The following is a 14,831-nucleotide window of genomic DNA, read 5'->3' as shown; positions in this document are numbered from 1 at the left end:
AACATATGTACAAGAATATTAAAGGACAAAAAGTCTCAAAAAGATTTCATTACTCAGTTGATCAAGTGATAGATATGCCCTTTAACTGGGCACAAATGACACGACTGTTTGGCTATCTAAAACCATATCAGAAAAAGCTGCTGCCACTTTCCATTCTAATGGTAATTATCACAACAACCGTTCGATTAATTATTCCGATTTTAATTGGGGTGTACACCTTAGATAAAGCAATTGGAAATAAAGATACAAAACTATTGACTTTATTAGTCTGCATCATTGGCTTTCTATACATCATTTCATACACAGCCAATATCTTCCGTATTCGCTGGATGAATGAACTAGGGCAAGGTGTTATATACGATATTAGAAAGCACCTATTTACACATGTACAGAGCCTTTCTCATCGTTTTTTTGACCAGCGGTCCGCAGGCTCAATCCTTGTTCGAATAATGAACGATATTAATTCCCTGCAGGAGTTATTTACAAATGGTGTTATCAATTCTTTAATGGATACATTATTGTTGATGGGGATATTTGCCGTATTATTTTCATTGAGCCCATCGCTTACGTTAGCTGTAATGATAATTTTACCAATCATGTTCTTTATTTCTACAAGTTTACGCCGTAATATCCGTCGTTCATGGCAAACCGTTCGATTGAAGCAGTCGAAGCTAAATTCCCATTTAAATGAAAGTATTCAGGGAATCCGCGTTACTCAGTCGTTTACTCAGGAAAAAGAAAACATGTCTTTTTTTGAAGGAGTAAATTATGAGAATTTTGAGAGCTGGAGAGTTGCTTCGCAAAAGAATGCGGTGTTCAGACCTCTTGTGGAAGTAACCAACGCCGTTGGAACGTCAGTATTAATTTGGTATGGTGCTCATTTAATTCAAAATGAAACCATCACCATCGGAGTTTTTGTTTCCTTTGCTTTTTATCTAGGAATGTTTTGGGAACCGATATCTCGTCTTGGTCAGGTTTATAATCAGTTATTAATGGGGATGGCTTCATCAGAGCGTATTTTTGAATTTCTTGATGAGAAGCCAATTGTATCGGAAGGTGAAAAGGCGACCGATATTGGAGAAATCAGAGGAGAAATAATCTTTAAAAATGTGTCCTTCTCTTATGATGAAAACAGGACAGCACTAAATGCAATAAATTTTGAAATTAAAGCAGGTCAAACTGCGGCTCTTGTCGGCCATACAGGTTCAGGAAAGTCTACCATTGCTAACCTTATCAGTCGATTTTATGACACAACCTCAGGCGAGGTAATCATTGATCATCATAATATTAAAGATATTTCACTTAAAAGCTTACGACAACAAATTAGTGTTGTTTTACAAGATACATTTATTTTTTCCGGTACCATAATCGAAAATATCCGCTTTGGAAGACCAGATGCAACAGATGAAGAAGTAATGGAGGCAGCAAAGTCAGTAGGAGCACATAAGTTTATTGAAAAGCTGCCAAATGGTTATCATACTGAGGTTGAAGAGCGGGGGAATATCCTATCAGTTGGAGAGCGACAGCTCCTATCCTTCGCCAGAGCTTTGCTTGCGAACCCACGAATCCTAATATTGGATGAAGCAACCGCGAGCATTGATACGGAGACTGAAATGCAAATACAACACGCATTAAAGACCCTTTTAAACGACAGAACGGCAATTATTATCGCCCACCGACTCTCGACCATTCGGGATGCTGAACAAATTATTGTCTTAGAACATGGCGAAATCTTAGAAAGAGGCAGCCATTCACAGTTGATGGAGCAAAACGGTTATTATTACAGGCTGGTTAAAGCTCAATTCAATATGTTAAACGCTGGGTAAAAAACAGTCTTAGACTGTTTTTTATTTTTTGGCTTTGTTAAAGAATAATATTGATTTTTGACCACTCGTTGATTGCAGTGGAAGGCACGAAGACTCCTGTGGGAGAAGCGAGACAGGCGAGACCCCGCAGACGCGCAGTGTCGAGGAGGCTCGGCGGTCGCCCGCGGAAAGCGAAGTGCCTGGAACGGAAATCAATAACTAAGTTTAACAGAGCCTATTTTTTTTGTAACCATCCTAAATTTTTATCGTCGGTATTAATAAATAGAAATTAGGGGGTTAGCGTTATGAAAAAAGTGGTCAGATTAATTACTTTGATATCACTGATTCTTTTTCTAGCTGCTTGCAGTTCAAACAGTAAAAGTGAAGAAGCGAAAATGAGCAGTGACAGTAGTGCTGGATTGGATTCAGGTCAGGTTGGTATAGTAGAAAAGTCGCAAAATTTTTTGGATAATAATACTAAACAGGAGGAAGCTGCTCCAACGGAATTAGAAGTCCCTAACCAAATGGTTATTTATCAAGCAGATTTACAGCTACGTGTTAAGAGATTTGAAAAAACCTTACAAAAGCTAGAAGAACAAATAGTCAAATATGGAGGCTATATCTCTGAGTCCAATGTATCTAAGGATGGAATTGAACAAGTAAGTGGACGAATCACTGTTCGAATTCCCCAAAAGAATTTCCAAGCCTTTATGCATGACGCAGAGGGTCAGGCAGCTGAGGTTCTGCAAAGAAATATTACTGGAACAGATGTTACGGAAGAGTATGTCGACCTTGACTCAAGACTAAAGTCAAAAAGAGTAGTGGAAGAACGATTAACTTCATTTATGCAATCTGCTCTGAAAACAGAAGATCTTTTAAAAATTTCAGCTGATCTCGCTGCAGTACAAGAGGAAATTGAAAGAATTCAAGGAAGAATGAAATATTTAGAAAATCAGACCTCACTATCGACGATTCATATATCACTTTTTGAAAATAAAGTCATTGTACCAAATCTTGAAGATAAAGATTTTAATACTTGGGATAAAACTAAAAAACAATTCATGAATAGCATAAACATGCTATTAGCAGCAATTTCAGGGTTAGTTGTATTTCTGGTCGGTAATTTGCCTATTTTAGTAATCCTAGCCTTGGCTGCCGTTTTTATTTACCTCTTTATCAAGAAGGTGCTTAAAAGGAATGGCAACCAATAAATAAGTATATTCATCTAATTTGGATATGCTAAAATGAAAATGGTTAATTGATTTTGCTGGGGGAGTTTTAGTGAGGAAAAATTTTGCAGTAATAGGACTGGGTCGTTTTGGCGGGAGTATTTGTCGTACTCTTTCTGATGAAGGTTTTGAGGTACTGGCAATAGATAAGAACGAAGAAAGAGTCAATGCATATGCCATGATTGCCTCTCATGCTGCTGTGGGAGATACAACGGATGAGGCAGTGCTAAAGAGTCTTGGCATACGTAACTTCGATCACGTGATTGTGGCAATTGGTGATGATATTCAATCTAGTATATTAACCACCTTGATTTTAAAGGAGCTAGGAGTTAAACATATTACCGTTAAAGCGCAAAATGATTATCATGAGAAAGTGCTTGTGAAAATTGGCGCTGACAAGGTGGTACATCCTGAGAGGGATATGGGAAGAAGAATTGCTCACAATATGGCTTCAAGCAGTGTGTTAGATTATCTAGAGTTGTCTGATGAACATAGTATTGTTGAAATCGGAGCTAATAGTAAGATAAGCGGTAATACAATCATTGATTTAGACATTCGAAAGAAATATGGATTAAATATTGTAGCCATTAAAAGAGGTATGGATATCATCGTTTCTCCAAAGGCAAATGAAGATATCCGACCGAACGATGTATTGATTGTTATTGGTACAGATGAAGACATCGATCGTTTTGAGCGGAAGGTTATGCAATAAGGAAAAGCGGAAGCCCCTAGGCGCTCCTCAGAAAAGCTAACGCTTTTCTTTCGTGCGATTTAATGCTTCCGAAGCTTATTCTTGTGAAGCTAGACAATAAGAAAAGCGGAAGCGCCTTGCCCAAGGGCGACAGGCATACGACGAGCCGGCGAGAAGGTTGCTCTTTACCTTCTTGACGGATTGTCTTATGACCCCGAGCCCCTAGGCGCTGAAGCTAGACAATAGAAAAAGGAAGCGCTCAAAGAGTCGCTTCCTTTTCTTATACTTCCATAATGATTGGTAAAATCATCGGTCTGCGTTTTGTTTTTTCGTAAAGGAATGGTGCTAATGTATCCGTAATTTCATTTTTAATTTCTGACCATTGACTTGTTTTTCGTTCCATAACTTTATTTAAGTGCTTAGTAATCAGGTTTTGAGCATCGTTAATTAAATCACCTGATTCTCTCATATAGACAAATCCTCTGGAAATAAGGTCAGGACCTGAAGCTATTTTGAAATCTTTCATGTTAATGCTAACCACGACAACAACCAATCCTTCTTCAGAAAGGATCCTTCTGTCACGTAAAACAATATTTCCGATGTCGCCAATACCGCTTCCATCAATATAAACAGAACCAGAAGGTATTTTCCCTGCTACTTGCGCACTGTTTTCGGAAAGAGCTAATACTTCACCGTTGTCCATAATAAAACAATTTTCTTCATCAACACCACAGTCAACTGCAAGTTTGGAATGCATTCTTTGCATTCTATATTCTCCGTGGATAGGCATAAAGAATTTTGGTTTAATTAAACGAAGCATTAGTTTTTGTTCTTCTTGGCCGCCATGTCCAGAAGTGTGAATGTTACTAAGTTTTCCATGGATGACTTCAGCACCTGCACGGAACAACATATTGATCGTCCTGTTAACACTAATTGTGTTTCCAGGTATTGGTGAAGACGAGAATACTACGGTATCCCCTGGAATAATTTGAATCTGCCTATGCGTACCATTAGCAATCCTAGATAAAGCAGCCATGGCTTCACCCTGACTTCCAGTACATAAAATCGTTACTTTATCTGCAGGTAGTCGATTGATTTGATTTGCTTCGATAAAAGTTTCTTTCGGGGCATTAATATAGCCGAGTTCTTGACCAATCGTAATGGCCGATTCCATGCTGCGACCAAAAACAGCCACTTTTCTTCCATTGGCAACTGCAGCTTCAACCACTTGTTGCAGTCTATAAATATTAGATGCAAAGGTTGCGAATATAATACGACCGGAGACCTTTCGGAAGATATCATCAATACTTTCACCGACAAGACGCTCAGACATTGTAAATTCTGGAATTTCACTATTTGTACTATCTGATAATAAACATAGTACTCCTTCTTTTCCGATTTCTGCCATTTTGGTTAAATTAGCGGGTTCACCTACAGGTGTGAAGTCAAATTTGAAGTCGCCTGTATGAACGATTTGCCCTGGTGGGGTCTTTACTACTATACCGTATGAATCTGGAATACTGTGTGTAGTTCGGAAAAAACTAACAGAGGTCTTACGGAATTTAATCACATCATCTTCTTGAATGGGAATTAGTTTTGCATTCCTTAATAGTCCATGCTCTTCAAGTTTATTTTTTATTAGTCCGAGGGCGAGTTTTCCACCATAGATTGGAATATTTACTTCTCGAAGCAAATATGGGATACCGCCAATATGGTCCTCGTGTCCGTGTGTAATAAACAACCCTTTAATTTTGTCTTCATTTTTTACTAAATAAGTGTAATCCGGGATGACATAATCAATTCCTAATAGCTCGTCCTCAGGGAATTTAATCCCAGCATCAATTAAAATTATTTCATCCTGGAATTGTACTGCATATGTGTTTTTTCCTATCTCGCCCAAACCGCCTAAAGCGAAAACAGCAGTTTGATCATTTTTTACAAATTTCATAAATTATCAAATCTCCAATACTTTATAATCTTCATTTTGTTGTTCATATTCTAAATACGCTCCTGTTACCACTTGTACAAATTCAACGTTATATCCTCGATCCGCAACTTTTTTTCGAACATCCCTTACAGATTCGCCTTCTACATAGAGAACCATTGTGTTCTCTCTAACTGGGACTTCTTTAATGTTTTCTTGAAAATAAACTTTAAATACCATAATAAATCGCTCCTTAATCGATCATGACTTTTTCTATTATATAAAATAATTACATTTTTTTCATTTAAATTCACTTTTCGCCTAAAAAGAAAGCACTTGGATCTATAGAAAAAATATGTAAATAATACACTGATAATCAATTTACAATAAGGAAGGAGCCCTTCGCAAGTTTGAAGGGCTCGAAAAAAGTTGTTGTTAGGCAATTGATTTTTTTCGTAGTAAATCTTTCCACTGTTTTAAGAGCTTCTTTCTTAGCTTCTTTAACATAGTGGATCATCTCCTTACTTCCTATTTTAAACGATCCTTGTCCAATGTAAAGCAAGCCATGATATATTATTGTAGATTTTTTTTTATTCAATCATTTTGATACTAATATTATATGGTATAAACAAGATTTCTTTCATGGATAAACATGGAATAATTATGAAAGTTTAATAAATTGACAATTATTCTTGTTATGATTAGTGTTTATTAGAGAAATTAATGTAAGCTTTATTCTATTATTAACAGTAAAGAGGAGTCAAAATTACATGAAGAAAATTGTTTTTTTTGATATAGACGGAACCTTGCTCGACCATGAGAAAAAACTCCCAAGCAGTACTAAAAAAGCGATCCAAACCTTAAAGGAGAATGGTGTGTTCGTAGCAATTGCAACCGGAAGAGCGCCTTTTATGTTTACAAGTTTAATAAAAGAACTAGATATTGATTCCTACGTTAGTTTCAATGGCCAATATGTTGTGTTTGAAAATGAAGCGATTTATAAGAATCCACTAAAACAAACTGAGTTAGAAAGATTTCTACAGGATACAAATGCCCACGAACATCCATTGATTTTTATGAACGAATTAACAATGAAGGCCACTACACATTACCATCCCTTTATTGAAACAAGTATGGGAAGCTTGTTATTTCCACATCCTGAAGAGAACAAATCTTTCTATGTCCATAATGAGATTTATCAATCTTTACTTTTCTGTAAGGAGGATGAAGAGAAGTTCTATTTTGAGAATTTCCCTGAATTTGATTTTATTAGATGGCATCCCTATTCAGTCGATGTCCTACCTAAAGGTGGATCTAAAGCTGAAGGTATAAAGAAAATGATTGACAGGTTAGGGTTTGATTTGAAGGATGTTTATGCATTTGGTGATGGTTTGAATGATTTGGAAATGCTTAAAGCGGTTGGAACTGGTGTTGCAATGGGGAATGGTGTTCCTGAGGCAAAGGCACTTGCAAATTTAGTTACTACTGATGTTACTGAAAATGGAATCTGGAATGGATTGAAAGAATTAAAACTCATATAAATAGAAAAAAGCGCAAGAGGATAGTAGCCACTTGCGCTTTTTTCTTATCTCTCTATAGCGATTGCACCCTCAATCGGTTTAAAAGGATCTTGTTTATTGATTTGATCATAAAACATAATTCCATTTAAATGGTCAATTTCATGTTGAAAGCAAATTGCAGGAAGACCTTTTAAACGGAGTTTAACCTCTTCACCTTCAAGTGTAATTCCCTTTACGGTAATTCGAGCAAACCTTTCCACATATCCGGGAATGTCTTCATCCACTGACAGACAACCTTCACCTGAAACCAAGTAAGCTTTTTCAACAGAATGGCTGACAATTTTGGGATTATACAATCCGTAGCTGTATAAGTTACCTTTATCATCATATAGATGTACAGCTATCATCCGCTTTGAGACATTGATCTGTGGTGCAGCCAAACCGATTCCTGGTCGTAATCCATATTGTAAAGAAAGCTCAGGGTTTTGACTCGTTTTAACATATTCTAAAAGACTTTTAAGTATTTCTTTTTCTTCCTCCGATGGCGGCATGGATACTTCAGCAGCTACTTTTCTAAGTGTAGGATGGCCGTCCCTTATGATATCATCCATCATTAACATGATTCCATTCACTCCTGTTTATAATCTAAAGATATTAATATTCATTAGTCTATCAGACTATTCCAGAAAAGTTAATTGTAAGAATAGCCTTATCCCTGGTGTAATTAGATAATTTCTAGGAGATATTGTCAAAAATAAGAAGGACAGATATAGTAAGAATTGTAATCAGTAAGGGGGGGGGACTTGTCTATTTTTAGAATTACTAACATATTGGTATCAGTTTTAGCAGTGGGTTTCCTATTAACTGGCTGCGTTAGCAAAGAGAAGTCAGCTGAAAGATTGTATCAAGTCTTAGAAAAAGTAGTGAAAGCAGAAAAAGAATTTGAGGAGCAGCAAGAGCCGCTGGTTGCATTAGAAAAAGAAGAAAAGGAAATATATAATCAAATAATGGCTCTTGGTATGAAGCAGCATGAAGAAATTGTCAAGCTTTCTGACGATGCACTTTCAATAATTGATAAGAGAAGAGACCATTTACAAAAAGAAATTGACAGTATCAACGATTCAAAAACAGAATTTAAGAAGGCAGAAGAAATAAAGAATGAAATAAAGGATTCTGCGCAAAAAAGAAAAGCTGATGATTTATTTGAAATAATGAGAAATAGATATAAAGTACATAAACAGCTTGCAAAGGAATATTCAAGTGCATTAGATAGTGATAAAGATTTATATCTAATGTTAAAAAATGAGAGTATCTCGTATGACAAGCTAGAAGCTCATGTAACGAGATTAAATACTACCTACCAAAAGGTGTATGACGCTAATGAAGAATTCAATGAATTAACTGCACAATACAATGAGAAAAAGCTTGAATTTTATAAAGAAGCAGGGCTTAATCTGGAAAAGTGAACGAAAAAATCGGCTGAAGCGGCCGATTTTTTTATGATAAAAATGTAAAAACATTTCAATATAACAGGGTTAAACAGTAGGTGATACAGAAGTTAAAATTATTATTGAGTTATTATTACGCCTGTGTTGAAAAATTATGAAACATAGTATTTGACGAGTGAAATTAGATGATGTACACTCAATATGGACTTAATTATTGTACCATTTATTTTTTTGAAAATAATAGTACAGACAACAATGGATTAAAGTTATTTTAATCTTTTATGTTGTTAATGATTTTTGGGTAATCTAATATGAGTGAATTTATTTTTTACATTATTGTAATGAGAGAAAGGAAGATGTGACGAATGGCATCTAAAACTCAGAATGCTCAGCTTGATGCTAAAAAGGTACTCAAAGCTGTAGAAGATCAATTTACAACGCTTCAAATTTTAAATGAAGAAGGCGAAGTTGTTAATGAAGCTGCAATGCCTGACTTAAGCGATGAACAGCTTCAGGAATTAATGCGCCGAATGGTTTATACTCGTATCCTTGACCAGCGTTCTATTTCTTTGAATCGCCAAGGACGTCTTGGATTCTATGCGCCAACTGCAGGGCAGGAAGCTTCTCAATTAGCTTCACAATTTGCTCTTGAAAAAGAAGACTTTATTTTGCCTGGCTATCGTGATGTTCCACCAATCGTATGGCATGGTCTGCCTTTATACCAAGCATTTTTATGGTCTCGAGGTCATTTAGCAGGCGGACAGATTCCTGATGGAGTTAATGTCGCGATTCCTCAAATTATTATTGGAGCGCAGTACGTTCAAACAGCAGGTGTTGCGTTAGGGTTTAAAAAACGTGGAATTAAAGCTGTCGCCCTTACATATACAGGTGATGGCGGAACATCTCAAGGTGATTTCTATGAAGGGATGAACTTTGCAGGTGCATACAATGCTCCAGCAATCTTTATTGCTCAAAATAACCGCTTTGCGATCTCAACTCCTGTTGAGAAGCAAACAGCAGCTAAAACACTTGCTCAAAAAGCAGTTGCTGCAGGTATTGCTGGTATCCAAGTAGACGGTATGGATCCATTAGCAGTGTATGCTGCAGTTCGTGATGCACGTGAGCGTGCGATAAACGGAGAAGGACCTACATTTATTGAAACTTTAACATACCGATATGGTCCACATACTATGGCCGGTGATGATCCAACACGTTATCGTACCGCTGAATTAGATAATGAATGGGAAAAGAAAGACCCGCTAGTTCGTTTCCGTAAATTCCTTGAAAAGAAAGGCCTATGGAATGAGGAAAAAGAAAACGAAGTAATCGAACAAGCGAAAGAAGAAATTAAAGACGCACTTAAACAAGCAGATGCTGCTCCTAAGCAAAAGGTAACGGACCTAATGAATATTACCTATACAGACATGCCTGACAGCTTAAAAGAGCAATATGAAATTTATTCAGCAAAGGAGTCGAAGTAAGTCATGGCTCAAATGACAATGATTCAAGCAATTACAGATGCAATGCGTGTGGAATTAAAAAATGATCCGAACGTATTGGTTTTTGGTGAAGATGTTGGTGTAAACGGTGGTGTTTTCCGTGCAACTGAAGGATTGCAAAATGAATTTGGCGAGGATCGTGTATTTGATACACCATTAGCTGAATCAGGAATCGGCGGTTTAGCGGTAGGTTTAGCCTTACAAGGCTTCCGCCCAGTTCCAGAAATCCAATTTTTTGGGTTCGTGTATGAAGTAATGGATTCCATTTCTGGACAGGCAGCACGCCTGCGTTTCCGTACAGGTGGAAAATTCAGTGCTCCTATCACATTCCGTTCACCATTTGGTGGAGGCGTACATACACCAGATATGCACGCAGACAGTTTAGAAGGCCTAATGGCCCAGCAACCAGGAGTAAAAGTAGTTATTCCGTCTACACCATATGATGCGAAAGGTCTTCTTATCTCATCAATTCGTGATAATGATCCAGTTATTTTCCTTGAGCATATGAAATTATACCGTTCATTCCGTCAAGAAGTTCCTGAAGGTGAATATACAATTCCACTTGGAAAAGCAGATGTAAAACGTGAAGGTACTGATATTTCAATTGTTACTTATGGTGCGATGGTTCATGAGTCATTAAAGGCTGCCGAAGAGTTGGCGAAGGAAGGATTCTCCGCTGAAGTAATCGACTTACGTACGGTTAGTCCAATTGATATTGAAACCATTATTGCTTCTGTTGAAAAAACTGGCCGTGCAATTGTTGTTCAAGAAGCACAAAAACAAGCTGGGATTGCTGCAAATGTAGTAGCTGAAATTAACGACCGTGCGATTTTAAGCTTAGATGCACCTGTACTGCGTGTAGCAGCACCAGATACTATTTATCCATTCCCACAAGCAGAAGCAGCTTGGCTTCCAAACTATAAAGACGTTATTGAAACAGCGAAAAAAGTATTAACATTCTAATGTAAGCTGGGAAATAGGATTCTGTTTCCCGCTTATATCTTTTAATTGATCGGTAGAAATATTTACAAAAATAGGAGGGTGAATCCCAGTGAGCGCAACCGCAACCACATTCCAATTTAAAATGCCTGACATTGGTGAAGGTATTCATGAAGGCGAGATTGTTAAATGGTTCATAAAGCCAGGCGATAAAGTCCAGGAAGATGATGTACTTTGTGAAATACAAAATGATAAAGCAGTAGTTGAAATTCCTTCCCCAGTTGAAGGTACTGTCCTTGAAGTGTTAGTTGCTGAAGGAACTGTAGCAACAGTTGGTCAGGTACTAGTAACATTTGATGCACCTGGATATGAAAACTTGCAATTTAAAGGTGACGAGCATACTGAAGAAGCACCTAAGCAAGAAGCACCTGCTGCCCCAGCTGCTGCTCAAGAGGCTCCAGCAACACCACCGCCTGCCCCAGCTGCAAGTGGTATTGGAACTACTACTCCACAGGCAGAAGTAGACCCTAATCGTAAAATTATTGCAATGCCTTCTGTTCGTAAATACGCTCGTGATAAAGGTGTGGAAATTACCCAAGTTCCTGGTTCTGGTAAAAACGGACGCATTGTGAAAGCTGATATTGACGCATTCTTAAGCGGCGGAGCACCTGCAGCTGCAACACCAGCGGCAGAAACTGCAACACCAGCAGCTGTTCAGGCTGAGGCAGCACCAGCACCAAAAGCTGCACCAATTCCACAAGGTGAATATCCTGAAACTCGTGAGAAAATGAGCGGTATTCGAAAAGCAATTGCAAAAGCAATGGTAAATTCAAAACATACTGCACCACACGTAACTCTTATGGATGAAATCGATGTTACAAAACTTGTTGCACATCGTAAAAAATTCAAAGAAGTTGCGGCGGCTAAGGGTATTAAGTTAACATTCTTACCATACATCGTAAAAGCATTAACTAGTGCTTTACGTGAATTCCCTGCGTTAAATACATCACTTGATGACGCAACAAGTGAAATTATTCATAAGCATTACTATAATATTGGAATTGCCGCTGATACTGAAAAAGGCTTATTGGTACCAGTTGTTAAAGATGCTGATCGCAAATCTGTATTCTCAATTTCAAATGAAATCAATGAATTAGCTGGAAAAGCACGTGATGGGAAACTTGCTCCAAACGAAATGAAAGGTGCTTCTTGTACGATTTCTAATATTGGTTCTGCTGGCGGTCAATGGTTTACACCAGTCATTAACCACCCTGAAGTAGCTATCCTTGGGGTAGGTCGTATTGCAGAAAAACCAATTGTACGTAATGGTGAAATTGTGGCGGCTCCAGTATTAGCATTGTCACTAAGCTTTGACCACAGAATGATTGATGGAGCGACTGCTCAAAATGCATTAAATCACATTAAGAGATTATTGAACGATCCAGAACTATTGTTAATGGAGGCGTAACAAATGGTAGTAGGAGATTTTGCAATTGATACAGATACTATAGTCATAGGTGCTGGTCCTGGCGGATACGTGGCTGCTATTCGTGCAGCCCAGTTAGGTCAAAAGGTTACGATTGTAGAAAAGGAATATATCGGCGGAGTATGTTTAAATGTAGGTTGTATTCCCTCAAAAGCGGTAATTGCTGCTGGACACCGTTACGAAGTAGCAACACACTCTGATTCATTCGGAATTACAGCTGAGAATGTAAAGGTTGATTTTTCAAAGGTTCAAGAATGGAAAGCTGGAATCGTGAAAAAGTTAACTGGTGGCGTAGAAGGTTTACTAAAAGGGAATAAGGTAGAAATTGTTCGTGGAGAAGCATACTTTGTGGACGGTAATTCATTACGAGTAATTGGCGAAAATTCTGCACAAACGTATAACTTCAAAAATGCGATTATTGCATCAGGTTCTCGTCCAATAGAGCTGCCAACTTTTAAATACTCAAAACGAGTACTTAATTCAACAGGTGCGCTTAATCTACAAGAAGTTCCTGAAAAAATCGTTGTCATCGGCGGCGGTGTAATCGGAATAGAGCTTGGTGGTGCCTACGCGAATTTTGGTACACAAGTAACGATCCTTGAAGGTGCAGATGAGATATTGGGTCTTGGTGTATTTGAGAAGCAAATGGCTGCACTTGTTAAGAAAACCATGAAGAAAAAAGGTGCTGAATTCTATACAAAGGCTATGGCTAAAGGTGTAGAAGAAACCGAAAATGGTGTAGTTGTTACGTTCGAGTCAAAAGGTGAAGAAAAGAAACTTGAAGCAGACTATGTTTTTGTAATGGTTGGACGTCGTCCAAATACCGATGAAATGGGACTTGAACAAATCGGTGTGAAAGTTACAGATCGTGGAATAATCGATATTGACAATCAATGCAGAACCAGTGTCTCTAATATTTATGCAATTGGTGATGTTGTTGCAGGTCCTCAATTAGCTCACAAAGCTTCTTATGAAGGGAAAATTGCTGCAGAGGCGATTGCAGGTCATAATGCTGTAATTGACTACTTAGGGATCCCTGCAGTTGTATTCTCAGACCCAGAATTAGCTAGCGTAGGTTATACTGAAGCGCAAGCAAAAGAAGAAGGAATTGAAGTTAATGCAGCAAAATTCCCTTTTGCAGCAAATGGGCGTGCTCTATCACTAGACAGTGGAGAAGGTTTTGTTAAATTAGTTTCACGTAAAGAAGATGGTGTCTTGATCGGTGCGCAAATTGCAGGTGCAAGTGCTTCAGATATGATTGCTGAGTTAGGGTTGGCGCTTGAAGCAGGAATGACAGTCGAAGATTTAGCGATGACGATTCATGCTCATCCAACATTAGGTGAAATTACAATGGAAGCTGCTGAGGTAGCACTTGGTACTCCAATTCATGTATTAAAATAGTTAATAAGAAAGTCCTTTCCGTTTTAGAATGGAAAGGACTTTCTTATTTTTTTATCGAATTTTAAATATATCTAGCCTTTTTATCATATATTTAAAACACTACTATCTTTAAATTAAAAGAAAAGATCTTGAGTGGTGATATAATTTGCGGATTTACATGGTTATGATATTGCAATTAATTATTTGGAGTGGGTTTACTCTAATAGAATGGCTGTCAAAGCACGATCAATTATTATACAAGGTCATTATGTTTTTTGTATTTTTTTATTTAGCCTTCGTACTTTGTAACAGAGTAACCCAATCGAATGCCAAAACTCTTTTTATAACATCTCTAAGCCTCATGATATATACTTCGATTCATTATACACTTGCACTAATAACCCATTAAAAAACTCCCTAAATGGGAGTGAAATGAACTTATTTTCTTGGATAATAATACATGACACGTTCGTTAAAAAGGTGCAATTCTCCTTTTAATTTTTTTGCTAGGAATTTGCAAAATTCATTTGCCTTGCCTTTATCGCCGAAAGTGGACTGTTCTGGAAGAGTAACTTGTATGTATGTTTGAATTCTTTCAGTACCGTCTTCATCACGAACCAACTCTTGATCGACACCGAATAAGATTGCGTAATAACGGTCATTAGTTGATTGCAAAAAAAACCATTTTCCTTTTCCTTCCGTTTTGTCTTTAATTTCGTAAGGAAAGGCAGACTCACCATATTCCCAATCGACTTGATTTCCTGTTTTACCAGTAATATTTTTATAATAATATAAGAGTTCCTTTACTTCATCTACAGTAATTGTTTGTTGTGCAGATGAAGGCACAAGTTTAATAAAAGCGTTTTCAGCCATCATCATCCCCCCTATTAGTTCCATTTGATATCCCTTA

Annotated in this window: 13 protein-coding genes; 9 read left to right on the top strand and 4 right to left on the bottom strand. The window is 37.5% G+C overall.

The features are described from left to right. Positions 1 to 5: 5 nt before the first annotated feature. The 3 genes from TR08_RS02225 (at position 6) to TR08_RS02215 (ending at position 3,746) form a co-directional block, all read left to right on the top strand. Positions 6 to 1,826 carry an ABC transporter ATP-binding protein gene (locus tag TR08_RS02225; RefSeq protein ID WP_045515450.1) on the top strand — a complete coding sequence of 607 codons (1,821 nt, stop codon included), beginning with the start codon at positions 6 to 8 and terminating at the stop codon, positions 1,824 to 1,826. Positions 1,827 to 2,110: 284 nt separating this feature from the next. Beyond that, positions 2,111 to 3,016 (top strand): DUF4349 domain-containing protein, encoded by a 906-nt coding sequence (locus TR08_RS02220; RefSeq protein WP_045515449.1) that lies wholly within the window; start codon positions 2,111 to 2,113, stop codon positions 3,014 to 3,016. Positions 3,017 to 3,086: 70 nt separating this feature from the next. Next, positions 3,087 to 3,746: a potassium channel family protein gene (locus TR08_RS02215; RefSeq protein ID WP_045515448.1), complete on the top strand. Its 660-nt coding sequence runs from the start codon at positions 3,087 to 3,089 to the stop codon at positions 3,744 to 3,746. Positions 3,747 to 4,005: 259 nt separating this feature from the next. On the opposite strand, the gene rnjA is transcribed toward TR08_RS02215, so the two are convergent. Both rnjA and TR08_RS02205 read right to left on the bottom strand, forming a co-directional pair. Beyond that, positions 4,006 to 5,673, bottom strand: coding sequence for a ribonuclease J1 (gene rnjA / locus TR08_RS02210; RefSeq protein ID WP_045515447.1), 1,668 nt, complete (start codon positions 5,671 to 5,673; stop codon positions 4,006 to 4,008). Between the two features lie 6 nt (positions 5,674 to 5,679). Next, positions 5,680 to 5,889, bottom strand: a complete 210-nt coding sequence (locus tag TR08_RS02205) for a DNA-dependent RNA polymerase subunit epsilon (RefSeq protein WP_045515446.1) — start codon at positions 5,887 to 5,889, stop codon at positions 5,680 to 5,682. A gap of 530 nt (positions 5,890 to 6,419) precedes the next feature. Between TR08_RS02205 and TR08_RS02200 the strand changes: the two genes are divergently transcribed. Further along, positions 6,420 to 7,190: a Cof-type HAD-IIB family hydrolase gene (locus TR08_RS02200; protein WP_045515445.1), complete on the top strand. Its 771-nt coding sequence runs from the start codon at positions 6,420 to 6,422 to the stop codon at positions 7,188 to 7,190. Between the two features lie 44 nt (positions 7,191 to 7,234). Here TR08_RS02200 and def read toward each other — a convergent pair whose 3' ends face one another. After that, positions 7,235 to 7,789, bottom strand: a complete 555-nt coding sequence (gene def / locus TR08_RS02195) for a peptide deformylase (protein WP_045515444.1) — start codon at positions 7,787 to 7,789, stop codon at positions 7,235 to 7,237. A gap of 183 nt (positions 7,790 to 7,972) precedes the next feature. Between def and TR08_RS02190 the strand changes: the two genes are divergently transcribed. The 5 genes from TR08_RS02190 to lpdA all read left to right on the top strand — a co-directional run bounded on the left by TR08_RS02190 (position 7,973) and on the right by lpdA (position 13,942). Then, positions 7,973 to 8,635, top strand: a complete 663-nt coding sequence (locus TR08_RS02190; RefSeq protein WP_045515443.1) for a YkyA family protein — start codon at positions 7,973 to 7,975, stop codon at positions 8,633 to 8,635. 347 nt (positions 8,636 to 8,982) lie between these two features. Further along, the gene (pdhA, locus tag TR08_RS02185) at positions 8,983 to 10,098 is read left to right on the top strand and encodes a pyruvate dehydrogenase (acetyl-transferring) E1 component subunit alpha (RefSeq protein ID WP_045515442.1); all 1,116 of its coding nucleotides are present in this window, start codon (positions 8,983 to 8,985) and stop codon (positions 10,096 to 10,098) included. Between the two features lie 3 nt (positions 10,099 to 10,101). Then, positions 10,102 to 11,079, top strand: a complete 978-nt coding sequence (locus TR08_RS02180) for an alpha-ketoacid dehydrogenase subunit beta (protein WP_045515441.1) — start codon at positions 10,102 to 10,104, stop codon at positions 11,077 to 11,079. Positions 11,080 to 11,200: 121 nt separating this feature from the next. Beyond that, positions 11,201 to 12,523, top strand: a complete 1,323-nt coding sequence (locus tag TR08_RS02175; RefSeq protein WP_045515527.1) for a dihydrolipoamide acetyltransferase family protein — start codon at positions 11,201 to 11,203, stop codon at positions 12,521 to 12,523. A gap of 3 nt (positions 12,524 to 12,526) precedes the next feature. Then, positions 12,527 to 13,942 carry a dihydrolipoyl dehydrogenase gene (gene lpdA / locus TR08_RS02170; protein WP_045515440.1) on the top strand — a complete coding sequence of 472 codons (1,416 nt, stop codon included), beginning with the start codon at positions 12,527 to 12,529 and terminating at the stop codon, positions 13,940 to 13,942. Positions 13,943 to 14,359: 417 nt separating this feature from the next. Here lpdA and TR08_RS02165 read toward each other — a convergent pair whose 3' ends face one another. Beyond that, positions 14,360 to 14,794: a DUF1885 family protein gene (locus TR08_RS02165; protein WP_193747659.1), complete on the bottom strand. Its 435-nt coding sequence runs from the start codon at positions 14,792 to 14,794 to the stop codon at positions 14,360 to 14,362. Positions 14,795 to 14,831 lie beyond the last annotated feature (37 nt).

Source organism: Neobacillus niacini, from assembly GCF_000759675.1.
Taxonomy (GTDB): Bacteria; Bacillota; Bacilli; order Bacillales; family Cytobacillaceae; genus Neobacillus; species Neobacillus niacini_A.
Note: the sequence above shows the minus strand (reverse complement) of the source record. Positions and strands in the feature narration are given on the sequence as shown.

Bases quoted from the DNA above. Each gene is read 5' to 3' on its own strand.
- TR08_RS02165 (WP_193747659.1), bottom strand. From the start codon at position 14,794: ATGGCTGAAAACGCTTTTATTAAACTTGTGCCTTCATCTGCACAACAA.
- TR08_RS02175 (WP_045515527.1), top strand. From the start codon at position 11,201: ATGCCTGACATTGGTGAAGGTATTCATGAAGGCGAGATTGTTAAATGG.
- TR08_RS02180 (WP_045515441.1), top strand. From the start codon at position 10,102: ATGGCTCAAATGACAATGATTCAAGCAATTACAGATGCAATGCGTGTG.
- TR08_RS02205 (WP_045515446.1), bottom strand. From the start codon at position 5,889: ATGGTATTTAAAGTTTATTTTCAAGAAAACATTAAAGAAGTCCCAGTT.
- TR08_RS02225 (WP_045515450.1), top strand. From the start codon at position 6: ATGTACAAGAATATTAAAGGACAAAAAGTCTCAAAAAGATTTCATTAC.
- lpdA (WP_045515440.1), top strand. From the start codon at position 12,527: ATGGTAGTAGGAGATTTTGCAATTGATACAGATACTATAGTCATAGGT.
- TR08_RS02220 (WP_045515449.1), top strand. From the start codon at position 2,111: ATGAAAAAAGTGGTCAGATTAATTACTTTGATATCACTGATTCTTTTT.
- def (WP_045515444.1), bottom strand. From the start codon at position 7,789: ATGTTAATGATGGATGATATCATAAGGGACGGCCATCCTACACTTAGA.
- TR08_RS02200 (WP_045515445.1), top strand. From the start codon at position 6,420: ATGAAGAAAATTGTTTTTTTTGATATAGACGGAACCTTGCTCGACCAT.
- rnjA (WP_045515447.1), bottom strand. From the start codon at position 5,673: ATGAAATTTGTAAAAAATGATCAAACTGCTGTTTTCGCTTTAGGCGGT.
- pdhA (WP_045515442.1), top strand. From the start codon at position 8,983: ATGGCATCTAAAACTCAGAATGCTCAGCTTGATGCTAAAAAGGTACTC.